The organism is Actinoplanes sp. DH11, assembly GCF_020873875.1.
Taxonomy (GTDB): Bacteria; Actinomycetota; Actinomycetes; order Mycobacteriales; family Micromonosporaceae; genus Actinoplanes.
Map to the genome: position 1 here is coordinate 16,314 of NZ_JAHWGU010000035.1, position 24,298 is coordinate 40,611.

Annotated in this window: 22 protein-coding genes; 8 read left to right on the plus strand and 14 right to left on the minus strand. The window is 72.7% G+C overall.

Annotated features, from left to right (window positions below; genetic code table 11):
- Positions 1-4 precede the first annotated feature (4 nt).
- Positions 5-1,087: an ROK family transcriptional regulator gene (locus tag LPA41_RS35285; RefSeq protein WP_229075593.1), complete on the plus strand. Its 1,083-nt coding sequence runs from the start codon at positions 5-7 to the stop codon at positions 1,085-1,087.
- Here LPA41_RS35285 and LPA41_RS35290 read toward each other — a convergent pair.
- From LPA41_RS35290 to LPA41_RS35335, 10 genes are all read right to left on the minus strand, one after another.
- Positions 1,063-2,469 carry a YdiU family protein gene (locus LPA41_RS35290; protein WP_229075594.1) on the minus strand — a complete coding sequence of 469 codons (1,407 nt, stop codon included), beginning with the start codon at positions 2,467-2,469 and terminating at the stop codon, positions 1,063-1,065. The genes LPA41_RS35285 and LPA41_RS35290 overlap by 25 nt on opposite strands.
- A 3-nt stretch (positions 2,470-2,472) precedes the next feature.
- Positions 2,473-2,940, minus strand: a complete 468-nt coding sequence (locus LPA41_RS35295; RefSeq protein WP_229075595.1) for a 2'-5' RNA ligase family protein — start codon at positions 2,938-2,940, stop codon at positions 2,473-2,475.
- Positions 2,941-2,943: 3 nt separating this feature from the next.
- Positions 2,944-3,393, minus strand: a complete 450-nt coding sequence (locus LPA41_RS35300) for a hypothetical protein (RefSeq protein WP_229075596.1) — start codon at positions 3,391-3,393, stop codon at positions 2,944-2,946.
- A gap of 125 nt (positions 3,394-3,518) precedes the next feature.
- On the minus strand, positions 3,519-4,925 hold the full coding sequence (locus tag LPA41_RS35305; protein ID WP_229075597.1) for a cellulase family glycosylhydrolase: 1,407 nt from the start codon (positions 4,923-4,925) through the stop codon (positions 3,519-3,521).
- Positions 4,926-5,060: 135 nt separating this feature from the next.
- Positions 5,061-5,897, minus strand: coding sequence for a hypothetical protein (locus tag LPA41_RS35310; protein ID WP_229075598.1), 837 nt, complete (start codon positions 5,895-5,897; stop codon positions 5,061-5,063).
- Positions 5,894-9,616 carry a hypothetical protein gene (locus LPA41_RS35315; RefSeq protein WP_229075599.1) on the minus strand — a complete coding sequence of 1,241 codons (3,723 nt, stop codon included), beginning with the start codon at positions 9,614-9,616 and terminating at the stop codon, positions 5,894-5,896. Before LPA41_RS35315 ends, LPA41_RS35310 begins: the two co-directional genes overlap by 4 nt.
- A complete protein-coding gene (locus tag LPA41_RS35320) occupies positions 9,613-10,710 on the minus strand; it encodes a hypothetical protein (RefSeq protein ID WP_229075600.1) in 1,098 nt (365 codons plus the stop codon). Before LPA41_RS35320 ends, LPA41_RS35315 begins: the two co-directional genes overlap by 4 nt.
- A gap of 115 nt (positions 10,711-10,825) precedes the next feature.
- Positions 10,826-11,689 (minus strand): hypothetical protein, encoded by an 864-nt coding sequence (locus LPA41_RS35325; protein WP_229075601.1) that lies wholly within the window; start codon positions 11,687-11,689, stop codon positions 10,826-10,828.
- A gap of 181 nt (positions 11,690-11,870) precedes the next feature.
- Complete coding sequence (locus tag LPA41_RS35330; protein ID WP_229075602.1) at positions 11,871-12,410, minus strand: hypothetical protein; 540 nt, start codon at positions 12,408-12,410, stop codon at positions 11,871-11,873.
- 29 nt (positions 12,411-12,439) lie between these two features.
- Complete coding sequence (locus LPA41_RS35335) at positions 12,440-13,621, minus strand: ROK family transcriptional regulator (protein ID WP_229075603.1); 1,182 nt, start codon at positions 13,619-13,621, stop codon at positions 12,440-12,442.
- 52 nt (positions 13,622-13,673) lie between these two features.
- On the opposite strand from LPA41_RS35335, the gene LPA41_RS35340 reads away from it, so the two are divergent.
- Both LPA41_RS35340 and LPA41_RS35345 read left to right on the plus strand, forming a co-directional pair.
- Complete coding sequence (locus LPA41_RS35340; protein ID WP_229075604.1) at positions 13,674-16,172, plus strand: glycoside hydrolase family 2 TIM barrel-domain containing protein; 2,499 nt, start codon at positions 13,674-13,676, stop codon at positions 16,170-16,172.
- A 10-nt stretch (positions 16,173-16,182) separates the two neighbouring features.
- Positions 16,183-17,022, plus strand: coding sequence for a LacI family DNA-binding transcriptional regulator (locus LPA41_RS35345; RefSeq protein ID WP_229075605.1), 840 nt, complete (start codon positions 16,183-16,185; stop codon positions 17,020-17,022).
- Positions 17,023-17,954: 932 nt separating this feature from the next.
- Here LPA41_RS35345 and LPA41_RS35350 read toward each other — a convergent pair.
- Positions 17,955-18,731 (minus strand): carbonic anhydrase, encoded by a 777-nt coding sequence (locus LPA41_RS35350; RefSeq protein ID WP_229075606.1) that lies wholly within the window; start codon positions 18,729-18,731, stop codon positions 17,955-17,957.
- A 238-nt stretch (positions 18,732-18,969) separates the two neighbouring features.
- Between LPA41_RS35350 and LPA41_RS35355 the strand changes: the two genes are divergently transcribed.
- Positions 18,970-19,494, plus strand: a complete 525-nt coding sequence (locus tag LPA41_RS35355) for a GNAT family N-acetyltransferase (RefSeq protein WP_229075607.1) — start codon at positions 18,970-18,972, stop codon at positions 19,492-19,494.
- A 94-nt stretch (positions 19,495-19,588) separates the two neighbouring features.
- On the opposite strand, the gene LPA41_RS35360 is transcribed toward LPA41_RS35355, so the two are convergent.
- Positions 19,589-19,951, minus strand: a complete 363-nt coding sequence (locus LPA41_RS35360; protein ID WP_229075608.1) for a hypothetical protein — start codon at positions 19,949-19,951, stop codon at positions 19,589-19,591.
- A 46-nt stretch (positions 19,952-19,997) separates the two neighbouring features.
- On the opposite strand from LPA41_RS35360, the gene LPA41_RS35365 reads away from it, so the two are divergent.
- On the plus strand, positions 19,998-20,870 hold the full coding sequence (locus tag LPA41_RS35365) for an alpha/beta fold hydrolase (protein ID WP_229075609.1): 873 nt from the start codon (positions 19,998-20,000) through the stop codon (positions 20,868-20,870).
- Between the two features lie 12 nt (positions 20,871-20,882).
- On the plus strand, positions 20,883-21,548 hold the full coding sequence (locus tag LPA41_RS35370; protein WP_229075610.1) for a DUF6882 domain-containing protein: 666 nt from the start codon (positions 20,883-20,885) through the stop codon (positions 21,546-21,548).
- Positions 21,549-21,624: 76 nt separating this feature from the next.
- Here the strand turns inward: LPA41_RS35370 and LPA41_RS35375 are convergent, their stop codons facing one another.
- Together LPA41_RS35375 and LPA41_RS35380 are read right to left on the minus strand one after the other, a co-directional pair.
- Entirely contained in the window at positions 21,625-22,302 is a 678-nt protein-coding gene (locus LPA41_RS35375) for an NAD(P)-dependent oxidoreductase (RefSeq protein ID WP_304523816.1), read from the minus strand.
- Between the two features lie 69 nt (positions 22,303-22,371).
- On the minus strand, positions 22,372-22,809 hold the full coding sequence (locus LPA41_RS35380; protein WP_229075611.1) for a response regulator: 438 nt from the start codon (positions 22,807-22,809) through the stop codon (positions 22,372-22,374).
- 68 nt (positions 22,810-22,877) lie between these two features.
- Between LPA41_RS35380 and LPA41_RS35385 the strand changes: the two genes are divergently transcribed.
- Positions 22,878-23,744: a hypothetical protein gene (locus LPA41_RS35385; protein ID WP_229075612.1), complete on the plus strand. Its 867-nt coding sequence runs from the start codon at positions 22,878-22,880 to the stop codon at positions 23,742-23,744.
- Positions 23,741-24,292 (plus strand): DUF4129 domain-containing protein, encoded by a 552-nt coding sequence (locus tag LPA41_RS42570; RefSeq protein WP_304523817.1) that lies wholly within the window; start codon positions 23,741-23,743, stop codon positions 24,290-24,292. Before LPA41_RS35385 ends, LPA41_RS42570 begins: the two co-directional genes overlap by 4 nt.
- The last annotated feature ends 6 nt before the right edge of the window (positions 24,293-24,298 follow it).

A 24,298-nucleotide genomic window follows, 5' to 3' on the forward strand; every position in this document is an offset into this window, starting at 1 on the left:
ATGCGTGGCCAGCGAACGGATCAACGGGTTGGCAATGATCCTCAACGCCGTGCGCGGCAGCACCGACATCACGCAGCCGATGCTGGTGGAGCGTGTCGGGCTGGGGCGCAGCGTCGTCGCGCAACGGGTGTCCGAGCTGGAACGAGCCGGTCTGATCGAAGGTGCCGGGCTGGCACCCTCGTCGGGTGGGCGCGCGCCACGGCGGCTCCGGCTACGTGCCGAGCGCGGTGTCGTCCTCGGCGTCGACATCGCCGCCAACGGTCTCGTCGTCGGGGTCGCCGACCTGGCCGGCACGATGCTCGCCACCCGGCGGCTCGCCGTGGACGTCGCCGACGGGCCGGCGTCGGTGCTGGCCGTGGTGGAGCGCCTGGCCGACGAGTTGATCACCAGGCCGGTCTGGGCGGTCGGTGTCGGTGTGCCCGGGCCGGTCGAGTTCCGTACCGGATTGCCGGTGGTGCCGCCGATCATGCCGGGCTGGAACCGGTTCCCGATCCGGGATCGGCTGCGCGCCCGCTGGTCGGCGCCGGTCTGGGTGGACAACGACGTCAATCTGATGGCGCTCGGCGAGCTGCGTACCGGTGGGAACGACGCCGGGCAGATGCTCTACGTCCATGCCGGCGTGGGCATCGGCGCGGCGATCGTGATGGACGGCCGGCTCTACCGTGGCGCGAACGGCTCGGCCGGCGACATCGGGCACGTGGCGATCCCCGAGGGCGGGAACATCATCTGCCGGTGCGGCAACCTCGGATGTCTCGAGGCGGTGGTGAGCGGTGGTGCGGTCGCCGGCGTTCCGGCCCTGCTCGGCAGCACCCTCGCCACCCTGGTCAGCTTCTACAACCCGGATCTGGTGGTGCTCGGCGGCATCACCGGGGAGGGTGCGCTCGACACGATCCGCGAGGCCATCTACAAGCGGGCGCTGCCCCTGGCCACCCACGACCTGCGGATCGAGGAGTCCACCCTGCCGGCCGAGGTCGCCGGGGTCACCGGCGCGGTGCACCTCGCGCTCGACGAGGTGTTCGCGCCGGCGGCCCTGGAGGTGTGGCTGGAGGCGGGGTCGCCGGGTCAGGTGCCGCAGAACGTCTGGTAGCAGGCGCCGAAGCCGTCCGGCGCGGGCTCGGCGTAGCGTTCCAGACCCGGTCGCTCGTCGAACGGCGCATCGATCGCGCTGATCAGTTCCCGCAGCGGCTCGAGGTCACCGCCGGTGGCCGCCGTCAGCGCCTCCTCGACGAGGTGGTTGCGGGGGATGTAGATCGGATTGCGGCGCTGGGCTGCGGACCGGTCCGGGTCGAGGGCATGCCAGCGGGCCAGCCACGCAGCGTCGCTGATCGCCGCGTCGAGGTCACGGAACGTCGACGTGTAATCGAGCCTGTTGTCGCGCAGGTGCACGAGCAGGTCCTCCCCGAGCGACCGGACGTCCTCGTCGGGAACCGCATTCGTGAGACCGAGTTTGGCGCGCATCCCGGCGATCCAGGCCGTGTCGTAATGGGCGCCGAAGCCGCCGAGGGCATCCGTGGCGAGGGCGATCGCCTTGTCCTGGTCGTCGTCGAACAACGGCAGCAGGGATTCGGCGAGACGGGCCAGGTTCCAATGGGCGACGGGCGGCTGGTTACCGTACGCGTAACGGCCGCCGGAATCGATCGAACTGTAAACGGTCGCCGGGTCGAAAACGTCCAGGAATGCGCAAGGGCCGTAGTCGATGGTCTCCCCGGAAATGGTCATGTTGTCGGTGTTCATGACACCGTGGATGAATCCGGCGTGCATCCATTGCGCAATGAGCCCGGCCTGCACCGCGACCACGGCCTCGAACAGCGCCAGATAGGGTCGCTCGGCGTCGCGTGCCTGCGGATGATGCCTGTCGATCGCGTGGTCGGCGAGCCGCTTCAGGAGGCCGGCGTCACCGGTGGCCCGCGCGTACTGGAAGCTGCCGACCCGCAGGTGGCTCGCCGCGACCCGGGCCAGGACCGCGCCCGGCAGGTTCTCCTCGCGGCGCACCTTGCGCCCGGTCGAGACGACGGCCAGCGACCGCGTCGTCGGGATTCCCAGCGCGTGCATGGCGCGACTCACCACGTATTCGCGCAGCATCGGGCCCACCGCTGCCAGGCCGTCGCCGGCGCGGGCGAAAGGCGTACGCCCGGAGCCTTTCAGATGGAGGTCCCGCAAGCCGCCGCCGGCAACGGTCAGCTCGCCGATCAGCAAGGCGCGCCCGTCGCCGAGCCGCGGCGAATAGCCGCCGAACTGGTGCCCGGCATAGGCCTGGGCGACCGGAGTGGCCCCGGTGGGCCATTCCGCGCCGACCAGGAGTCGCACGCCCTCGGGGCCGCGCAGCCAATCCGGGGCGAATCCGAGCTCGGTGGCGAGCTGCTCGTCGAGCACGAGCATGGTCGGGTCGGGGAAATCGGCGCCCTGCCAGGGCACCGCCATTTCCGGAAGGTCGGTGGCGAACCGGTTCCCGAACGTCGGAGTGTCCACCCGTCAAACGTACTCGGTGACCGTGCGTGTCTCGGTGTCGTAACTGCGGGCAGCCACACACGTGCCCGCCAGCGGTTCCAGACCGGCCAGCAGTTCCAGCGCGCGTTCGTGCTGGTCAACCGGCATGTTGAGGGCCAGGCTCACGTGCGGGGTCCAGGCCTCGGGCGCGTGCCACGGGTTCGGCGCCAGCGCCGCCGACACCCGCGCCTGAAGGGCCCGGAGCTCCGGCGAGTCGGCCGCGCGGACCAGGGCGCGGCCGAGTGATCGCGCCGGGCCGAGCAGCAGGGGTACGGGTAGCGGCAGCACCGGCAGCCCGTCGACCGACTCCGCCACCGCCAGGGTCAGATGCGGCCGATTCGTCGGATGGGTGTGTGTCGCCAGGCTGCGCAGCCCGGCCGCGTGCAGGCGGCGCCACTGGTCCCGCACGGCGGCGTCGAGGCCGGCGTCCAGCAGCAGTTCGACGGTGCGCACGGATCACCCTTCGGTCTGCGGGTCGGTGATGGGCTGGTACTCCGGCGCGCGGCGCGGCCGGGGCCAGTCCGCGAGACCGGTCCGCTCCCAGGCCGCATAGGCCGCGTGGATGCGACGCAGCCCGTCGTACTCGTCGCGCAGCTCCAGGAACTCGTCGAGGCACTCGAAGAGCAGCGCCACCGCCCGCGCGTCGGTCTGTGCGTCCAGCTCGGTGGCGAGCGGCGGCGCATCCGGATCGAGGAGGCGCAGGATCAGGGCCGGCCACCACAGATTGCTGCCACCGCCGGCCCGGACGACCAGCCACTCACGGAACCCGCTCAGCAGCGCGGAGGCGTTGCCCTGGTCGCAACCCTGCACATAGGCGACGACCCCCGGGAAGTCGTCCTTGATCAGGTACATCCGGGGGCGCCGGCGGACCAGGGTGAACAGGTCGCGGTAGCTGCGCGGGTACACGCAGCTGATCGAACCACGGCAAGGGGTCGAGTCGTCTCCCGGGGCACGGTCCACCACCCGGGGCCGAAGAAAAAGGGCGGCGCCGTGACGGGGATCCGGCACGGCGCCGCGAGGAAGGGGGTGGGTCAGGGAGTGCTGCAGGCCACCGAGGACGGTGCGGTGTTCGTGGCCGCGCTGGAGGCGGTGAAACCCCAGCTGGTGGAGGCGCCGGCGGCGAGCTGGCCGTTGTAGGGCGCGTTCTTCGCGGTCACGGTGTCACCCGAGGTGGTCACCGTGGCGTTCCACGAGTTGGTGAAGCGCTGGCCGTTGGGCCAGGTCCAGGTGACGGTCCAGCCGTTGATCGCGGCGTTGCCGGCCTTGACGGTGACCGTGCCCTGGAAACCGCCGGGCCAGGAGCTGCCGGTCGAGTAGCTCGCGGTGCAGGCGCCGGTGGGCGTGCTCGGCGACGGTGACGAGGAGGGCGAGATCGACGGTGACGGCGAGGTCGACGGGGACGTGGAGGGGGAGGACGACGGCGACGAGGTCGGTGACGACGGCTGGGAGCCGAAGACCGAGGCTTCGGCCGAGGTCGCCTTGATGCCGTTCGCGCCGTTGAAGATGCGCTGGCCCCATGTGGTCAGCTGGGCCGGGTTGAAGTTGGTGACCATGTCGAGGTACTCGACGCCGCCGCCGTTGCCGCTCCACGACCAGCCGAGGTAACCGATGCCCCGGGACTGGGCGGTGGCGAAGATGGTGTCCTCGTCGGGGTTGCCGTCGGAGTGGTCGAAACCGAACTCGCCGACCACGATCGGCAGGCCGGCGGTCTGGAACCGGCCGAGGTAATCGGTGATCTCGGCAGCCGTGTCGAAGACGCCGTACATGTGGATCGAGAAGACGGTGTTGCGGTTCGGGTCGGCGGCGAAGACCGAGGCGGCGTTGTCGCGCATGATGAACTGCCAGTCCTGCCCCCAGTTCGGGGCGTCCACCATGATCTGGTGCTGGAAGCCGGCGGCGCGCAGCCGGCTGATGGCGGACCTGGTGTCGGCGGTCCAGCTCGACGCGGTGCTGCCGTTGCCGTACGGCTCGTTGCCGATGTTCAGGATCGTGTAGGCCTCCTGGCCTTCGAGGGCCGCCTTGACCGAGATCCAGTAATCGACGGCCTGGCTGAGGGTGGCGGCACCGGCCTGTTCGCCGTACCCGGTGGTGTCGTGCACCTCCAGCACGCAGATCAGCCGGTTGGCCTTGCACTGCGAGATGACGTTTGTGACGTCGGCGGTGTCGTTCTTGGTCCAGCGCTGGCCGCTCGCGAGGACGACGCGGACGGTGTTGGCGCCGAGGGCCTTGATGTTGGCGAGGGAGGTGGCGGTCTGGGTCGGATACCAGGTGTGGGCGTGGTTGACGCCGCGCATCACGAACGGGTTGCCGTTGGCGTCGATGATCTTGGTGCCGGCGACGCTGAAGCCGGTGGCGGCTTGAGCGGGCTGAGCGGCAACCAGGACGGCGGCGGCGCCACAGAGCAGGGCGGCGAGACCACCCCACCATTTCGATCTCATGGGGATTCCTCCTGGGGACGGGTTCCGGGAGCGCTCCCAAGATGCGCCAATCCATCCACTTGTGTCAACGCCTACGCGGAGAAACTTAAGCTGGTTAAAATTCTCACCCTCGCGGTGTGCCGGTACGCGGTGGGGTTACAGGTACGGGGCTACGGCGGCGGCGGTCAGGCCGGTGGAGAGGTAGCCGCCGAGGGTGTGGAAGTCGACTTTGCCCAGGTAAGCCTTGTCGTGGTGGTCGACCGGGAAGGCGCCGCCGAGTTCGTTGGGCAGGGCCACCAGGTCGCCGGGGTCGGCGATGTTGACCCAGCGGCCGACGCCGGCGGGGCGCACGGCGCGGCCGTTCACCGGTTCCGGGTCCAGGGCCTCGAAGACGGCGCCGCGCAGGCCGAGAGGAGAGCCGAGGGTGACGAACAGGTCGATCTCACGGTCCGGGTGGGCGCACAGGGCTTCGTAGGCGACGACCGAACCGAGTGAGTGCGCCACCACGACGCGGGCACCGCTGCTGTCGATGGCGTCGATCACGGACTGGCGGCAGCGAGCCCGGACGCCGGGACGGGTCAGGTAGAGGTAGACCTCGCGCAGCAGCGCGGTCATCAGCCGGCCGATCGCGCGGGCGCCCGGATCCCAGTGCTGGGCCAGCCAGTCCAGGCCCTGGCGCAGGGGATAGGTGAGCGGGCCCTGCGACGCCTCCACCGGCACGCCGGCCTGCACCATCCATTCCCAGGCCCAGGCCTGCTCCTGCGGGGTCAGCGCCTCCAGTTCGTCGCCGGCGCCCTGGGCCTGGTCGTCGAGCAGGTCGGCGTAGTAGGCGGCGGCCACCGGCGGGGGTGGGGTGCTCAGGCCGGCGTCGCGGTAGCCGGCGGCGAGTTTCGTGGTCCAGCGCTCGGCGAGCAGGGCGGCGGCCCGGGCCGGTTCGACGCCGGGTTGCCGGTTCCAGATGCCGTGGATGGCGACCACGGGGGCTTTCGTCACGGGATTCCTCGTCTCCGATAGAGGACAGCGTCGACGTTGTCCAGCAGCACGAACAGGTGCCCGTCGGCGGTGGCGCGGGCCTGACGGACCGGCCGGCCGGCGGTGATGGTCTCGCGGCGGCGGCCGGTCAGCGAGTCCGCGATGTGCACGAAGCCGCGGGCGTCCACCTCGGCGGAGTAAACCGGCCCGCCGAGCCTCGGCTCCTCGGCCGGGACCGGCCAGTCCGCCTGGACGGGGACGGCCTTGGTCCCGCCGGCCAGGATGATCTTGTGGGTGGCGCTGTGGACGACGACCCGGATGACACTGCCGTCGAGGACCGGCGTGAGCCGGGCGACCGGCTCGTCGAAGAGCGACACCTGGAGGAACAGGCAGGAACCGTCGGCGGCGTCCCAGACGGCGACGTCGCCGGTCGCCGACCCGGTGGCGATCACGGTGCGGCCGTTCAGGGCGGTGAAGCCGAGACAGGTGACTCCGGCGGTGTGCGCGGCGGGCACCCGGGTCAGCACCTCGCCGGTTGTCGCGTCGTGCACGGTCAGCGAGCCCTGGTCGGTGCCGACGGCGGCGAGGCCGGGCCACAACGCGACGATCGCCGGGGTCGCGTGCCGGGCCGGTTCCGGGTTCCACCGGGGCAGGCGCCAGGCCCGGACGTCGTCGCCGCCGGTGACGACGTACGCGTGCCGGCCGTGCTGCACCAGCGAGACGTTCCGGGTCCGCGGGGCGTGGCCGAGCACCTCCCGGCTGCCGACCAGCCTCTTGCGCAGGTTCCAGGTGGTCAGCACGATCTCCGGGCCCTCCACCGTGGCGATCCGCACCACGCCGACCCCGCCCGCACAGGCGAGCGCGGTGACCGGCTGGTTCGTCCCGAACATGCCGCACGGCACCGGCTCGGCGGCGTCCCGGAACAGGCGTACGCCGCCCGCCGGATCCGCCCTGACCAGCAGAAGGCCACTCTCGGTCGGGACAGTTGCGGTCGTCGCGGCCGTGTCCGGGAAACGCACACCGGGCGGCAGCTTCCTTGTCACCGCGGTGCGCACGTCGTACGCCCCCGTCCGGCCGAAGGCATCCCGGGCGACCACCCGGCCGTCCCGGGCGTCGAGCTCCAGAATCGGCAGCGTCCCCCGCAGCGACCAGCAGCGGCGGCGTTCGCTCAGATGCCAGGCGGTGAGCCCGCCACCGGCGGTGGCCGCCACCGCGAACGGCTCGCCGCCCACCCTGGTCGTGGCCACCGCGGTGGCGGGTTCGCCGGCCAGCACCAGTTCAGCATTGCCGGGCAGCTCGTGCGGCCCCACCGACCAGGCCGGCTGCCAGCGCAGCGGAGCGGCCAGCCGCCGGTCCACGGAACGAGGGGCGTGCCGGGCGGGCGCTTGCCGGGTCAGGGCGTGCCGGGCCAGGGCGTACCGGCGGGACAGCGCGGAACCGTCCATCGCGGGCAGCAGCGCGGGCCAGTCGGTGGCGGTCAGCCACGGCGGCGCCTGCCGGGCGAGCAGGGTGGTCACGGCGTCCGGGTCCGCGTACACGAAGAAGTCGGGGTCCTCGGTGAGCAGTTCCGGGCAGCCGCCCTCGAGGGCGTGGTGCGCCAGATGGCGCAGCAGGTACGGCTCCGCCTCGTCCCACCTGCGGCCGCCGGGCCCGTCGAGCGGGGTGAGCAGGGCTCGGGTGAGCCGTTCCGCACCGGCCGGCCCGGACACCTCGGACTCGGCCGGTCCGTCGTGGTGGCGCCGCAGGTAGTCGGCGAGTCCCTGATGGAACAACCGGAACTGGGTGGTGCCGTCGACGTCGGCGGCGTGCCGCAGATAGAAGCGCGCCTCCCGGATCGCCGCCGCGATGGTGGCGTGCGACGGCACCTCGTCGCCGGCGTCCGGTGCGAACGCCACCGCGGCGTGCCGCACCGTCTCCACCGACATGCCCTGCCCGCGGGCGTGGGCGAGGGCCACCAGGACCGGGCGCAGCCAGCGGATCCGGGTACGGGCGGCGAGGTCCACCTCCAGCAGATCGGGCAGCGTGACCGGCACCTCGCGGCCCCGCCGGGTCGCCTCCCGGCTGTCGGTAACCGCGTCCTGGCTGATCAGATGATGGGTGTAGAGCCCGGCCACCAGGAACTCTCCCCACCGCGGCCCGGTGCTCGTGGCCCGGTGGGTGGTCAGGGTGCGGGCCACCCCGTCGGCGAAGCTGGCCCGCGAGCCGGTGAAGTCCTCGTGGTCGTACGGCGGGTGGTAGCTGAGCAGGTCGTCGACGTAGCGGTACAGGTCGCGGCGCAGCTCCTCGTGACTGACCCGGTCCAGGTCGATGAGCCCGCCGCCCCGCTCGGCGAGGTCGCGCAGCGGCGCGAAGTCGTCCCAGGGCCGCATCGCGACAAGCAACCGGCACGCGGCCCCGCCGTCCGGGCGGCGCAGATCCGCCAGCGGAAGCAGCACCCGGTGCAGCACGTCGCGCGGCTGTTCCGCCTCGTCCAGGGCGTCGACGACGATCACCGGCGGTCGCGGCCGCCGGGCCACCTGTTCCTCGAAGTCCGCCGGATGCCACTGGTCGCCGTCGTGCGGGGTCAGCCCCAGCTGCCGGGCGAGGGCGTGCCGGATCTCGTCGGCCGTCCGCTGCCGCGCGTGCACCGCGGCCAGCCCGGCACACGTGAACGGCGCCCGCTCGACGTGGTCCCAAATCGTGCGGGTCGGCTCGCGCAGCACCGGATGAGCGGCGCAGACCAGGACCCCGACCAGCGCGGACTTGCCGACCCCCGGACTACCGGTGATCACCCGCAGCGAGACGTCGTCCTGCCCGTCGAACCACGCCGACAGCGTCTTCAACTCCCGCCGCCGCCCGCTGAAACAGCCCACGCCGCGGGTGTGCGACCCGCGGGCCCGTTCGATGAAGAACTCCGGGTCCAGGGACTCGTCCACGTCGTCGAGGAACGGTGTGGTCGTCACGTCCACCCGGGGCCGCGCCAGGTTGCGGTCGTCGGTGGCGTGCCCGGCGTTGCGGAAGAACGGCGGCAGGTCCGGGTCGGCGGTGATGTCCAGGACGCTGCCGATCACCTGCTGCGGCAGGGCGTGCTGCTCCCTGGCGAGGCGGCCCACCTCGCGCCGCACGGTCCGGCCGATCAGTTCGAGCGGGATGTGTTCCCGGGTGGCGTGCACGTCGCCCTCGTTGTCGGCGAACCGGCCCAGCACGTTGATCAGCGCCTCGGTGAAGCGCCCGTTGTAGGCCTTCGTCTCCGGCGAGCAGGCGGCGATGACCCAGGCCCGGCCGTCGCCGCCGGCGGTGGCGAGCTGCCAGTCGAGCCGGGCCGCCGCACCGGCCTGGCACAGGTCGAGCAGGAAGAGGGTACGCGGCGCCTGCGGGAAGTCCGCGATCCGCAGCAACCAGGCGGTGACGTCACTCATCGCGTGGTACGCGCCGTCCGACCCGACCACGTAGAGCGTGCCCGCCCTGGTCAGCATGCCGTGACTGAGCACATGCACGAGCAGGACGTCGTCCGGGCCGAGCTCGTCGGCGGCGGCCCAGAAGTGACCGGCCAGGTCGGCGGCCCGCAGCCGCCGGGTGTCGTCAGGGGCCACACAGTCGTACCCGAACCGGGTGAGGACCGCGCCCAGCGCCTTGATCCGGTCGCCGGCCATCTCCAGCGGATCCCAGGCGTGGTCGGCGGGGATCTCCGGATCGGTGGCGGGGCCACCGAAGCGCTCGATGCCGATGAGGACCGCTTTGCGTACGGGTACGGCCCTCACGGCTGCATCCCCTCGCCCCGGAGCAGTGCCTCCAGCTCGCCGATGTACTTGTCGACCTCGGTGCGCTCGTAGCCGCGCAGCTGAACGGTGAAGTTCTTCGACGGCCGCGGACCCGGGGCGAGTCCCCGCAACCGGTTCTGGCACCAGACGGCGTATTCGTCGACCTCGGTGCGGGCATAACCGCGCAGGCTGACCGTGAACTCCGGCATCGGCGGGATGACCAGGCGACGCTTATGCGTCGGCAGGGGCACCGCAGCCCGGGGGCTGGACAGCGTGTCGGCAGCTGCGTCGGATTTCCCCGGCTTGGGCAGCGGTTCCCCATAAACGATCCCTCTCCGCGTCTCAGAATCCCCGTTGGCGCGTGCGTCGCCGAGTGCCGTCGTCGCCTCGGCGCGTCTCTCTTCGGCCTCCCGTGCCGCCCTCGCACGGAGCTGGGTGATCTCCCGCTCGGCGGTCGCTCGCATGGACGCGATCTCGCGCCTCACGGTGGTTCTCAGCTCGGCGGCCTCCCTCGCGGTCGCGTTGCGCAGGTCTTCGGTCTCGCGTTCGGCGGTGGCGCGCACCACCCCGGCGTACGCCCGGGCCTGGTCGATGATCTCGGCCTCCCGCACCTGGGCCGCCTTGACCAGCTTGGCTGCCTCGGCCTTCTGGTCCTCCGGATCGGCCATCGCCAGCAGCTCGGCCGCCCGCTGCGCGGCCTGCGCGAGTCGCGCGTCCGCCTCGTGCCGCCCGGCCTCGGTGGCCGCGGCGATCCGGCGTTGCGCCTCGTCCCACGCGTCGGTGGCGGCCCGTTTCGCCTCGGCCACGATCTCGTCGGCGCGGGCCCGGGCGGCGGCCAGCTCCCGGTCCGCCGCGGCGGCCGCGTCCCGCAGGTCCTCGGGGGTGCTGTCGCCGTAGCGGGACAGCCGTTCCCGGACCTCGGCCACCTCCGACGACAGGGCGGCGAGGTCGGACCGGGCGTCGTGGAGCTGCCGGTCGGTGTCGGCCTTGGCGTGTTCGAGGGCGGCGTACCGCTGCTGGAGTCCGTCGAGCCGGCCCCGGATGGCCCTGGCCCGGCGGTCCCCGCGGGGTGCCGGTCCGGCGGTGTCGGTCATCGTTGCGCGTCACCGTCTTCTCGTGTCGGGTCGGGGCCGTACTGACCATGCAACGGAACCGGCGCGCCCGGCGACATTGACCGTCGGTCCACTGTTGGCGGTCCCTTCGTGCCGGTCACGTCGGCCCGGTGCGGTCGACCAGATCGTCGAGCTTGCCGACGTAGTGATCGACCTGGTCCTGCCGGTATCCGCGCAGGACCGACGTGAAAATCCTGCTCGGCCGGGGGAAGCGGGCCGGGCGCCGCTGGAGGTAGCCGACCGCCCAGTCGATGTAGGCGTCCACCTGGCCCCGGTGATACCCGTTCAGGACCAGGTCGAACTGCGGCGGCGCCGGCAGCCCCTGCGGGTCGGGCTCCGGTGCGGCGGGTCCATCCGGCCGGGCCGCCCCGGCTTCCCGCTCGGCGGCGGCCCGCTGTCCGGCGATCTCGTACTCGGCGATGAGTCGCATCTGGGTGATGCTCTGCTCCTCGGTGTGCCGCATCATGGCGATCTCGAGCTCGGCGGCGGACCGCATCCGGTCGGCCTCCACCTTGGCGTCGGCCAGCATCTGCTGCGCCTCGGCCCGGGCGTCCCCGGGATCGGCGAGCCCCAGCAGCATGGTCGCCCGGTCGGTGGCCTCGGTCAGGATCCGTGCCGCGGCCGCCTGCGCGTCGTGCGAGGCGGCGGCCACGATCTCGTCGCGGCGGGCCTGCGCCGCGGCCACCCGTTCCTGCGCCGCCGCCAGCATGGACGCGGCCCGCCGCTGCGTCTCGGCGACCTCGCGTTCGGCGGCGGCGAGCATGTCGCGCACGTCTTCCGGTGTGGTGTCACCGAATCGGTCGACGAGCGGCCGCAGTTCGGCGACCGTGGCGCGGGCGTCGTCCAGCGCCCGCTGGAGATCGGCGTGCTCGTGTTCCAGGGCGGCGTGCCGCTGCTCGAGCCGTTCCAGCCGGTTCTTGATCGCGCGTACTCGCCGTCCGTAGACGGGCTCGTACTCCACTGGGCAGTCACTTCCCGGGCGTCGGCGGCGGGAGAAAAACGTTATCGGACCGGCGAGCGTGACGCCATGACGAACATCAGCCCACCGGGGATCGCGACGCCGTGACGACCATCAGCCCGCCGGGGATCGCGACGCCGTGACAACCGTCAGCCCACCGGCGAGCGCGACGCCATGACGGCCGTCAGCGCGCCGGGGAGCGCAACGCCATGACGACCATCGCGTACAGCGCGACACCCGAACCCACCCCGGCGATCAGGGCGACGGTCGCCGCGGAGCCGCCGGCCGCGTACACCAGGAAGCCGGCCAGGCCGAGCAGGGTCATCGCCGCGCCGAGCAGGTGGAACAGCGGCAGCCGCCACGCCCGGGCCAGGGCGAAGAAGTGCACGCCGACCACGGTGGCGACCCAGGCGACGCCGAGTTCCGGGCGGTCCAGCACACCGTTGATCACGTAGAGGCCGCCGAACAGGGCAGCCACCTCGACCGCCACGATGATCCAGTAGCGACGGTCGGCGAAGCCGTGACCGGCGGCCCGCGGCGCGGACCGGGCCGTGCTGCCGGAGCGCGCCGTGCTGCCGGAGCGGAACAAGGCGACGAGCAGGGCCACCGCGGTGATCACGGCCGCGACCTGGATCACCGGCGGCCACGGCGACGGCAGGCCGGCGCTGTTGACCATGATGAACACGGTTCCGAACGAGATGGCGATCAGGCAGCCGGCAAACATGCCGCCGATCTTAAAGGGACGGCCGTCGATCAGGTGGGCGCGCGCAGGCGTGACTGCAGGACCAGGGCGGCCGCGCCGGTGGCGGAGGCGGTCGCCGCGGCCGGCGAGACGGTCACCGTCACCGAGCGGTGCCAGGTCCTGGTGTCGGCCGGTTCCAGGCGGCGCAGGATGGCCGGTCCGTAGACGAAGGACGCCGCCGCGAAGCCGGTGCCGGTCAGCACGATCAGGTCGAGGTCGAGCAGGTTGACGACGGATTCGGCGGCGGCGGCGACGTGCTCGGCGGAGTCCTCGAGCAGGGCGTGGCACGCCGGGGCGCCGGCCCGTGCCGCGCGGGCGATCGCGGCGAAATCGGCGGCCACCGCGCGCGAGCCGGGCGGGCCCAGACCGGCCTCCGCGGCGGCTGCGGGATCGGCTGCGGCGGCGGCGACGACGGTACCGGGACCGGCCACCGCCTCGAGACAGCCGCGGCTGCCGCAGGGGCAGGGCGGGCCGTCCACCCGTACACAGAAATGCCCGAACTCGCCGCCGCGCAGCGCCCGCCCGCCCACCATGATCCCGGCGCCGATCGCGCTGCCCAGGTGCAGGGCCGCGAAGGCCCGGTCCGGGCCGCGGCGGGCCACCCAGTACTCGCCGACCGCGGCCGCCGTCGCGTCGTTCTCCACCAGCACCGGCAGCCCGGTCGCGGCCGCGAGCCGCTCGCCGAGGTCGTCACCGCTGCCGCCGGGCGGACAGAGCGGGCTGCCGCCGGGCGGACGGAGCGGGCTGCCGCCGGGCGGACGGAGCAGGCTGCTACCGGGCGGGCGGACCAGGCCGATGCCGAGGCAGCGCACCACGTCCACGCCGGAGCCGGCGAGCAGCACCGTCACGCCGGCGGCGAGTTCATCGGCGGACGCGGGCGCGCCGGTGGGCCGGGCCAGCCGGGACACGATGCCGCCGGTCTGGCCGGTCAGCACGAACGTGGCGGTGCCCGCGTCAAGGTGCACGCCGACCGCGAGGCGTGCGCCGGGGTCGAGTTTCAGCAGCGTGCGGGGTTTGCCGGCGGTCGGCCGGCGGCCGGTCTCGACGACCAGGCCCTCGTCGAGCAGGCGGCGGACCGTCATCGACACGGAGGCCTCGGTGAGCCCGGTGGTCCGGGCGATCTCGACGCGGCTCAGCGGCTCGGCGGCGCGTATCACATCGAGGATCGCCTCCCGGGCGCTGCGCCGGCTCACCGCCGCAGACTACACGTTGACTGGCTAACTTCAGCTCCTTAAGAATGGGATGATGCGCAAGACCGAGCTGCACACCGGGTGGACCGTCCGCGCGACCGGCGGCCCGATCCCCCCGGAGATCGCCGACACCGTCGTGCCCGCCGCCATCCCCGGCACCGTGCACACCGACCTGCTGGCTGCCGGGCTGATCCCCGACCCCTACGTGGATCGCAACGAGGAGGCGCTGGCCTGGTTCCACCGGTCGTCGTGGCAGTACGCGACGGTCCTGCGCGCCGCGCCCGCCGAGCCGGGGGAGCGGGTGGAACTGGTCTTCGACGGGCTGGACACGGTCGCCCGCGTCGACCTGGACGGCCACGAGATCGGCCGGACGGCGAACATGCACCGCGGCTACCGCTTCGACGTGGGTCACCTGCTCACCGGCGAGGAGCAGACCCTGGGCGTACGGTTCTCGGCCGCCCTCGACCACGCGGAACAGGTCCAGGCGGAGATCGGCGAGCGGCCCCGGCCGTACCCTCATCCCTTCAACGCCATCCGCAAGATGGCCTGCTCGTTCGGCTGGGACTGGGGTCCCGACCTGCAGACCGCCGGCATCTGGAAGCCGGTGCGCCTGGAACGGTGGCGTGTCGCCCGGCTCGCCGCCGTCCGTCCCCTCGCCACCCGGCGCCACCTCGGCGTCACCGTCGAGGTGGAGCGGCTGGCAGCGGACGACCTGGTGATCGAGGTGACTGCCGGCTCGGAGGTGCACCGGGAGAAACTGGCCGGCCGGGACACCGCGGTCGTCGAGATCCCGATGCCGGACGCGCCGACCTGGTGGCCGGCCGGGTACGGCGAGCAGCCCCTCGTCGGCGTCGAGGTGCGGCTGCTGCACGACGGCGACGAGGTCGACAGCTACCGGACCCGGGTCGGGTTCCGCGACGTCCACCTCGACGAGACGCCGGACGAGCACGGTTCCCGGTTCACCCTGGTCGTCAACGATCAGCCGATCTTCGTGCGCGGGTTCAACTGGATCCCCGAGGATCATCTGCTGACGCGGGTCACGCGTACCCGACTGGAACGCGCCGCGGACCGCGCGCTCGCCGCCAACGCCAACCTGCTGCGGGTCTGGGGTGGCGGCATCTGGGAGACCGACGACTTCTACGACGTCTGCGACGAACGCGGCCTGCTGGTGTGGCAGGACTTCCCGCTCGCCTGCGCGGCCTACAGCGAGGAGGAGCCGATCCGCTCCGAGATCCTCGCCGAGGCGCGGGAGAACGTCACCCGGCTCGCCCCGCACCCGTCGCTGATCCTCTGGAACGGCGGCAACGAGAACATCTGGGGCCACGAGGACTGGGGCTGGAAGGCGGCGCTGAACGGTGCCACCTGGGGCGCCCGGTACTACGACGAGGACTTCCCGGCCCTGCTGGCCGAACTGGACCCGACCCGACCGTACCACCCGGGCAGCCCGTCCAGCCCCGGCCACGACCCGGCGGACGTGCACCCCAACGACGACCGGTACGGCACCCGGCACGAATGGGAGGCGTGGAACCGCGAGGACTACACGCACCACGACAACTTCGTGCCCCGGTTCTGCTCCGAGTTCGGCTGGCAGGCGCCGCCCGCCTGGGCCACCCTGGTCGAGACCCTGGCACCCGGTGACCTGCGCAAGGACTCACCGGCGTTCCTGCTGCACCAGAAGGCCGAGGACGGCAACGGCAAACTCGACCGCGGCGTCGCCCGGCACCTGCCCCTACCCGGCGACTTCGCGGCCTGGCACTGGGCCACCCAGCTGAACCAGGCGCGGGCCACCCGGTACGCCGTGCTGCACCTGCGGTCCCACGCGCCCCGGACCATGGGCAGCATCCTGTGGCAGCTCAACGACTGCTGGCCGGTCACCTCGTGGGCGGTGGTCGACGGCGCGGAACGGCTCAAACCGGCGTGGTACGCGGTCCGGTCCGCCTACGCGCCACGCACCCTCGCGTTCGTCCGGCGTGACAACGCCCCGGTGCTGGCCGTCATCAACGACACCGCCTCGCCGTGGCACGCCCCGGTAGACCTGCGGCTGCTCGGCTTCGACGGTGCCGTCGCGGATTCCCCGGCGGGCTCGGACGTCCCCGCCGACTTCGACGTCCCGGCTCACTCGGTGCGGCTGATCCCCGTCGGCCTCCGGCCGGCCGACCCCTCGAACACCGTCCTGGTCGCCGAGGCCGATGGGTTGCGCGCCACCCATCTGTTCGCCGAGGACTTCGACCTGGCCTACGACCCGGCGCCGCTGAGCGTTGACGCCCGGCCGGTGGACGGCGGCTGGGCGGTCACCGTCACGGCGTCGTCCTTCGCCCGGGACGTGGCGCTGCTGCCCGACCGGCTGGCACCGGACGCCACCGTCGACGACATGCTCGTCGACCTGCTTCCCGGCGAGAGCCACACCTTCACGGTCACCACGTCCGCCACCGTCGATTCGTCGGCGTTCGCGGGTCCGTCGGCGTTCGCGGGTCCGTCGGTGTTCGCCGCTCCCGAGGTGCTGCGTTCGGCGAACGCCCTGGCCGGACACCGCCCCGTTGTGGCCCGCTCATGAGACCGCCGCGATGAACGGCCTCATCGGACTGGTCTTCGCCGGCGACGCCACCCAGGTCGGTGTCGAACCGTTCTTCATGGAACTGATCGCCGGCATGGAGGAGGCCCTGGCACCGCACGGCGCCACAGTCCTGCTTCTGGTCGTGCCGGACCGCGAGGCCGAACTGGGCGCCTACCGCCGCTGGTCCGCCGACCACACCGTGGACGCCGTGGTCGTCGTCAACCTCACCCACGACGACCCGCGCCCGGCCCTGCTCGCCGACCTGGGCCTGCCCGCCGTCCTCGCCGGCCACGGCGACACCGACCGCTTCCCCCGCGTGATCACCGACGACGCCGGCGCGGTCACGACCGCCGTCGAGGCGTTCGTCGCGCTCGGGCACCGCCACATCGCCCGCGTGACCGGCCCGAAAGCCCTGATCCACACCGCCGAGCGGTCCGCCGCCATGCTCACGGCAGGACACACCCATGGTGTACGGGTCACCGAAGCCGAAGGCGACTACGGCCCCGAGTCCGCCGTCCGAGCCGTCCGCACCCTGCTCCGCACCGACCCGCCACCCACGGCCATGATCTTCGACAACGACGTGATGGCGGTGGCGGCCCTCGGCGAACTGTCCCGCTCCGGCATCCCCGTGCCCGCCCGCCTCAGCCTCCTCGCCCTGGACGACTCGCCCCTCTGCGAACTATCGTCGCCGCCGCTCTCCGCTCTCAGCAAGAACGTCCACGCCCACGGCCTGATCCTCGCCCGCGCCGTTCTCGCCGCCGTCGCGGGCCAGCCGCCGACCGACCACCCGGGCCCCGTCCCACACCTGATCCACCGGGCCACCACGGGCCCCGCCTTTGACCGTCTCTGATCAGCCGGTCGCCCCTCTGATCAGCCGGTCGCCCCCTGATCAGCCGGTCGCCCCTGGTGGGCCGGTGGGCCTCTGGCCAGCCGGTCGCTTCTGGTCAGGCGGTGGGCCTCTGGTCAGCCGGTGGGCACCCCGCCCTGCCGTCGCCCTCCTTGTGCCCGACGTCCGAGCGCCAGTGCTATCCCGTCTTGAGCCGCCTGCCGCAGACAGCTCGAATTCGATCATCACGGTGGCCGCAATCAGCAGTGGGCTGGGGTCTACTTCGTGCGGCTGCCTGGTGTCTGTCCGGTGAGTGAGTGCTTCGCGCTGGGCTGTCACTGGTGGCTGGTTGGAGTGGGGTTGGAGCAGCCACCAGTGACAGCTGGTTGGGTCGGGGCAGCCATGAGTGACAGCTGGTGGGTCGGTCCGGTGGGCGCGGTCGGCGGTGGGCGGTTCACCTTGTGTGGGTGCCACGGGTTTGTGCGGTGAGTGCTTCGGCCTGGGCTGTCACTGGTGGCTGGTTCTGGCGGGGTTCGAGCAGCCGTGGGTGACAGCTGGTCGGGTCGAGGCAGCCACCAGTGACAGCTGGTTGGGTCGGGGCAGCCGTGGGTGACAGCTGGTGGGTCGGTTCGGCAATCACCGGTGGGTGCGGTCGGCGGTGGGCGGGTTCACCTTGTGTGGGGTGCCATGGGTCTGCGTCGGGCTGGGCTGTCACTGGTGGCTGGTTGGAGTGGGGTTGGAGCAGCCACCAGTGACAGCTGGTTGGGTTGGGGCAGCCGTGGGTGACAGCTGGTTGGGTCGGCCGGTCGTTCTGGGCGGCGGACTTGCCGGGACGGCTACCGGCAACCGGGATGTTGGCCCTGGCCGGGAGGTTGGCCCTGGCCGAAAGGTTGGTTCCGGGCCGGGAGGTTGGTTTTGGCCGGGACGTCGGTCCCGGCCGGCGGGGCGGGTGGGGGTCAGTGGACCAGTGTCATGCGGCCGGACTCCAGGTCGTAGCGTGCGCCCACCACGGCCGTCCGGCCGTGGTCGACGGATTCGCGGACGATTTCGCTGGTGGACACCAGGGCGGCGGCCTGGGCTCGGACGTTGGCGCGGACCGCGTGTTCGACGCCGTCGGGGTCGTTGACGTACGGGGTGACGATGGGACGCAGCGCCGACACGATCGTGCCGATGTGGCCGGGGGCGGTGCCGCCGGTGCGGATGGCGTTCAGGGTGGCCGAGACGGCGCCGCAGCGTTCGTGGCCGAGGACGACGATCAGGGGCGGGGCGAACTCCTCCACCGCGTACTCGATGCTGCCCAGCAGCAGGTCGTCGACGATGTTGCCGGCGACGCGGTTGTCGAAGACGTCACCGAGGCCCTGGTCGAACAACACCTCCGGGGGTACGCGGGAGTCCGCGCAGCCGAGGACGATCACGAACGGGTGCTGGGCGGGAGCGGTCTCCCGTACCCTCGCCAGGTCTTGATGGGGGTGCCGTGAGTGGCCGGAGGCGAAGCGCCGGTTGCCTGCCAGGATCGCCTCGAGGGCGCGGCGCGGGGTGTCCGGTGTCGGCGCGGTGCGGGCCGGGGTGGTGCCGGCCGGAGCGGTGCCGGCCGGGGCGGTGCCGGCCGGGGCGGTGCCGGCCGGGGCGATGCCGGCCGGGGCGGACGCGGCGGCCCCGGAGAGGGTGAGTGAGCCGGCCAGGGCCCCGCCCGCGGTGAACAGCGCGCGGCGGCGGAGCGAGGTGTGCAACATCGGATCTCCAAGCATTGACGGATGACGACGCATTCTGTGTCCGCGGGCGCGGCGCGGCCCAGCCATTTATCGGCCTCACGACATAAGAAGATCAATGCGCCGGCGCAGGTGGGGGCCGCTGACCTGCCACTTCGGGCACCGGGCGTGGGCCGGGCCGTGATCGGGCTCACCGGCGGGATCCGGGTGCGGGACCGGAATGGATTTGCGTGCGGGGTGGCCGCGTCGCAAGCTACCCGGCATGGAACCGCCCGAGATGATCAATGCTGGTGAGCTGGTGCTGAAGCGCTGGGAACCGGAGTGGGCCGACGAGGCCGCCGCCGCGGTGCGCGAGTCGCTGCCGGAGCTGAAGCCGTGGCTGCCGTGGGCCACCGACGGATACGACCGGGCCGCCGCGTCGGCCTACATCACCATGTCGGTGCAGGGCTGGGCCGAGGGCACCGAGTTCAACTACGCCATCTTCACCACCGTCGGCGAGCTGATCGGCTCGATCGGGCTGATGACCCGGTTCGGGCCAGGTGCGCTGGAGATCGGCTACTGGTTGCGCACACCGTGGGCGGGGCGCGGCCACATGACGGCGGCGGTGCGCGTGCTGGCCCGGGTGGCGCTGAGCCTGCCCGGCATCGAGCGGGTGGTGATCCGGCACGACGAGGCCAACGGCGCGTCCGCCGCGGTGGCGGCGAAGGCGGGCTTCGTCGAGGTCGGCCGGGTCGCCGCCGAACCGGACGGCACCCGCACCGACGTGCTGCGCGAGCTCCGGGCCTGAGGAGGGTACGGCGGTGCGGATCCGGGTGGAGGCGTGGCAGTAGGCCGCCACCCGACGGATGGCCGGCGGATCATCCCGCGTGCGTGGCCGGCGGTCAGCCGGGCCGATCGGCCCGGGCCTGCTTCGCCCGGGGTGTCGCCAGCAGGGCGAAGATCGCGAGCAGGGCGGCGACGAGCAGGCCTGCGCCGATCACGAAGCCGCGGTCCAGGCCGTCCGGGGCGAGGACGACGCCGGCGGCCGCCGCGGCCGCGGCGCCGGTGAGCATGGTCCAGCGGGCGGGGCGCGGGCGGCCGGACGCGGCCGTGACGGAGCCGAGCAGGCCCGAGACGCCGGCGATCAGGAACGGTCCGGCCAGGCCGGGGGCGCGGCGGCTCAGCAGGTCGGCGCCGACGCCGGTCATCAGGGTGAACACCACGACGGCGGCGGCGTATCGGGCCAGGCGCATCCGGTTTCCCACGACGTCACCCTACGGCGGTCGTCTATTTTGATGATACGTTCGCACCATGAAAACCGCTGAAGGCGTCAGCGCGTTCACCAGTACGGCCGGTCAGGAGCGGTTCGACACCGCCTACCGGGCGGCGCTCGCGCGGCTGCTGCCCGGCGGAACCGACCCCATCCGGGTGACCACGGGTTACGGCGAGGCCGTCGCCTACCGCGGCGGCGCCGCCACCGGGACGCCCGTGGTGCTGCTGCCCGGTGCCGGTGGGAACGCGCTGACCTGGTACCACTACGCCGAACGCCTCGGCCGGCGCCACCCGGTGATCGCCCTGGATCCGATCGGGGAGCCCGGCGCCGCCCGGCAGACCCGTCCGCTCAGCACCGAACGGGACGTCGTCACGTGCCTGGACGAGACCCTCGACGGCCTCGGCCTGGACGGCGCCCACTTGGTCGGCATGTCCTACGGCGGCTGGGCGGCGCTTCGCTACGACCAGGAGTTCCCCGGCCGCACGGCCAGCCTCACCCTGCTCGACCCGGGCGGCTTCGGGGCGATCGGCGCGCGGTTCTGGATCTGGCTGCTCGCCGGCGGGCTCGCCGGTCTCAGCCCGGCACCGGTGCGCCGCCGCCTGGCCGGGCTCGTCCGCAACGCCACGCTGCGCGACGACGAGCTGATGTCACTGTTCCCGCTGACCATGAAGTTCCGCCGCCGGTTGCCCGTACCGTCGCCGTTCTCGGACGCCGACCTGGCCGCGGTGAGCGTGCCCACGCTGGTTCTGCTCGGGGAGCGCAGCGCGCTCTACCCGGCCGCCGCGGTCGCGCGGCGGCTGCGCACGGCCATGCCGGCGGCGCGGGTGGAGCTGGTGCCCGGTGCGTCGCACGACCTGCCGGTGCACTCGCCGGAGCTGGTGGCCGATCGCATCGAGGCGTTCCTCGTCTGAGATGGTGGCCCGGTGTCCGCATTCGACGAACTGTTCGCTCAGCATGTCGCCACCGCCTACGGCCGCCAGCTCGCTCTCGCCGACCTGATCGGGGAGCGGGACTGGCAGCTGGATCTGACCGAGGGGGTCGCCACGTTCGGGGGCGAGCTGCGCTACCCGATCCAGCTCCTCGGAACCGAGAGTCACTCCACCGAGACCTGGCTGTGGGCCTGGGCGAACACCGGCAGCAACCTGCCCGCGCCCCTGGTGCATCTGAGCGAATGGATGCGGGAGTATGGGCGGCAAACGGGCGTGGCGGAGCTGACCGAGGCGTCGTTCCCGCTCGACCGGGCCGACGGCGCGCGGCTCGCCCTGATCGCTTCCGGACTTACCGGGCGGTGTTACTACCGGGGGCCGTACGACGGTGGTGCGGTCTTCTTCCACCTGGAGGGCCTGCCCCCGGAGGTCACCGCGCCGGTTTCGCCCGAACGGGCGTTCCTCGTGCTCGGACAGGTGATCCAGACGTTCCCGGTCGATCACCGGAGCGTGCTGCGGGCGTTCCTGCACCAGCAGGGCTGGTCGGTCGAGGAGAGCCCGGAGTTGGTCGTCGGCAGGCACCCGGGCGGCAGCGAGATGCGCGTCGACCTCGACGAGCAGGGCCGCATCAGCCGGGTCTCCGGCCAGGTCAAGCCGGGCTGACCGCACTACGCCGCCCCGCGCTGCCCCCGCGCTGCCCCGCGTCGCGCCCGGCAGGGAGCGGAGCGCTGAGCCCGGGTCAGTGCACCTGGCCGGCCCATCGCTCGGCGTCGTCGCGGGGGTGGTAACCGATCGCCGCACCGCCGGTGGCGGGCCACCAGCGGCGGGTGTTGGCGGAGACACCCCAGACGAGGTGGTAGCCGTCGGCGGTGAGGGCGGCCGCGACCAGCCGGGCGGCGTCGCCGGGGGAGAGCCAGACCGACAGGTCGCGGACGTCGGCGGGGCGGTCCAGGCAGTGGCCGATGCGCAGGCACACCACGTGCAGGCCGTGCACGTCGTGGTAGAGCCGGCCCAGTGACTCGACGGCGGCCTTGCTCCAGCCGTAGAACGAGTCCGGCCGCGGTGGTGCGTCGTCGGGCAGGCCGTGCTGGTCGTGGCGGCCGGTCGCGTGGTTGCTGGAGGCGATGACGACGCGCGGGACACCGGCTTTCGCGGCGGCTCGCAGGACGTGTTCGGTTCCCCGTACGTTCGTGTCCAGAACGGCCTCGAACGACGCCTCCCGGGGGATGCCGCCCAGATGGACCACCGCGCTGGCGCCGCGCATCCGCCGTTCGACCGCGGCTGCGTCGGTGAGGTCCAGCGCCTCGATGCCGGGCGACGGCTCGAGGTCGGTGAGCAGCCAGGGGATCTCCGGCAGCCGGGGGTGCAGCATCCGCCCGATGCGCCCTGCGGCGCCGGTCATCAGCACGAAGCTCATGCCGCCCGGATGCCCGCCTCCGCTGATCTCATGCGGACGAAGCCGACCTCAGCCGGGAAGGACCCGGCCTCAGCTGGGGAGGATCGCGATCTCGCTGTAGAAGTGGTTGATCTTCCGGACGGCGGCCTCGAAGGAATCGAGATCCATCGGCTTGGAGACGTACGCGTTCGCGTGCTCCGCGTAACTCGCGGTGATGTCCGGCCCGGCCGTGGACGTGGTCAGCACGACGATCGGGATGCTCTTGAGGCTTTCGTCCCGCTTGATCTCGGCGAGCACCTCGTGCCCGCTCATCCGCGGCATGTTCAGGTCGAGCAGCACCAGGTCCGGCCGCGGCTCGTCGGCGTAGCGGCCGATCCGGCGCAGGTAGTCGAGCGCCTCCCGGCCGTCCTCGACCGAGTGCACCACCGGTGGCTCGGGGACGCTCAGCAGAGCCTCCTCGATCATCAGGGTGTCCGCCGCGTCGTCGTCGACGACCAGCACGTGCTGTAACCGCGTGACACCCGACATCGTTGCCCCCAAGTTTCTGTGCTTGGTGGCAAACAATACGGCAGCGTGATCACCTAGGATTGCCCGCCATGCGGGATGGGGCAGTGGCGTCGGGTTCCACGGTGCCTGCCGTCGTCCCGATGCGGCCGATGACGGCCGGCGAACTCCTCGACGCCGGGGCGGCCCTGCTGCGCCAGCGGGCCCTGCCACTGTTCGCCCTGGCCGCCCCGCTGGCCGCCGGGGAGCAGCTGATCCTGGCCCGGTTGCGCGACGGCGCCGGCGTGAGCGCGCCCACCTATCTGCCGGATTTCGGGAACCTGTCCGGCTGGTGGGCGGTCGCCGCGATCGGCTTCGGCCTGGAGACGGTGATCCTGGTGCTGCTCGGCGGGTACGCCGGAGCGGCCGCCGCCCCCGCCCTGCTCGGCCGCCACGTTCGCCACCGCACGCTCTGGTCGCGGACCCGGCCGCTCCCGCTGGCAGCCTTGGCCGCCGTCGCCGGGGTGCTCGCCGCCGTCGCCGCGTACTGCGGGTTCGTGCCCTGGCTCATCCTCTACGGGCTCATCGGCCTGGCCGCGCCGCTGCTCACCCTGAACCGGGCACCCGGCCCGATCGCCGCGCTGGGCCGTTCGGTGCGGGTCTCGGCGCGCAGCGGGTTGCGGCCGGCGCTGATCCGCCTGCTCGGGTACGCCACCTGGTTCCTGGTGCGGTTCGCGTTCGGCACCGCCTGGGTGGCGGCGGCGTCGCAGATCGGGGTCTCGCTGCGGCCGGAGCTGCTGGCGTGGGTGGTGCCGGTCGCCTGGGCGCTGGCGAATACGGTTGCCTACGCGGCGCTGGCCTGTCTGGACGCGGTGCTGCTGCTGGAGGTGCGGATCCGGACCGAGGGGCTGGACATCGAGATCGGGCAGGCGCGGGCGCGCGGCGAGGACGGATCGGCCGTGCTGGTGGACGCGGCATGACGCGGGCGTACGACGAGTGGGTCGCGAACCTCTTCGACGTGGTGCCGGGCCGGGTCGTGCTGCTGACCCTGTTCCTCGTCACGCTGGCGGTGTCCGTCCTCTGGCACCGGTACCCGGCATGGGTGCCGCGGCACTGGCCACGATGGCGCACGCCGTCCTTCCGCCGTCCCCGGGCACCCCGGTTCCGGTCGGCTCCCCAGGACGCCCAGCAGGCCCCCGCGCCGAGGCGCGGGGCCCGGCCGGCGCCCGCCGACGCCGACGCCCTGGCCGCCGGCGGCCACTACGACGAGGCCATCCGGCAACGTCTGCGCGACACCGTCCGTGACCTCACCCGGGCCGGCCTGATCGCGCCGCAACCCGGGACGACGGCCGCCGAACTGGCCCTGGTCGCCGCCGGCAACCAGCCGGCGATCGCCCCCGCACTGGACGCCGCGACCACGCTGTTCTCCGAGGTCTGGTACGGCGAGCAGCCCGCCGGCCCGGAGCAGGACGCCCGGATGCGGCGGCTCACCGACGAGGTACGCACCGCCGTGGGCGGACTGCGGTGAAGCGCC

What these genes read in the sequence shown, in the direction of transcription:
- LPA41_RS35305 (WP_229075597.1), bottom strand. Translation starts at nt 4,925, where the DNA reads ATGAGATCGAAATGGTGGGGTGGTCTCGCCGCCCTGCTCTGTGGCGCC.
- LPA41_RS35320 (WP_229075600.1), bottom strand. Translation starts at nt 10,710, where the DNA reads ATGACCGACACCGCCGGACCGGCACCCCGCGGGGACCGCCGGGCCAGG.
- LPA41_RS35330 (WP_229075602.1), bottom strand. Translation starts at nt 12,410, where the DNA reads ATGTTTGCCGGCTGCCTGATCGCCATCTCGTTCGGAACCGTGTTCATC.
- LPA41_RS35340 (WP_229075604.1), top strand. Translation starts at nt 13,674, where the DNA reads ATGCGCAAGACCGAGCTGCACACCGGGTGGACCGTCCGCGCGACCGGC.
- LPA41_RS35345 (WP_229075605.1), top strand. Translation starts at nt 16,183, where the DNA reads ATGAACGGCCTCATCGGACTGGTCTTCGCCGGCGACGCCACCCAGGTC.
- LPA41_RS35350 (WP_229075606.1), bottom strand. Translation starts at nt 18,731, where the DNA reads ATGTTGCACACCTCGCTCCGCCGCCGCGCGCTGTTCACCGCGGGCGGG.
- LPA41_RS35355 (WP_229075607.1), top strand. Translation starts at nt 18,970, where the DNA reads ATGGAACCGCCCGAGATGATCAATGCTGGTGAGCTGGTGCTGAAGCGC.
- LPA41_RS35365 (WP_229075609.1), top strand. Translation starts at nt 19,998, where the DNA reads ATGAAAACCGCTGAAGGCGTCAGCGCGTTCACCAGTACGGCCGGTCAG.
- LPA41_RS35375 (WP_304523816.1), bottom strand. Translation starts at nt 22,302, where the DNA reads ATGAGCTTCGTGCTGATGACCGGCGCCGCAGGGCGCATCGGGCGGATG.
- LPA41_RS35380 (WP_229075611.1), bottom strand. Translation starts at nt 22,809, where the DNA reads ATGTCGGGTGTCACGCGGTTACAGCACGTGCTGGTCGTCGACGACGAC.
- LPA41_RS35385 (WP_229075612.1), top strand. Translation starts at nt 22,878, where the DNA reads ATGCGGGATGGGGCAGTGGCGTCGGGTTCCACGGTGCCTGCCGTCGTC.
- LPA41_RS42570 (WP_304523817.1), top strand. Translation starts at nt 23,741, where the DNA reads ATGACGCGGGCGTACGACGAGTGGGTCGCGAACCTCTTCGACGTGGTG.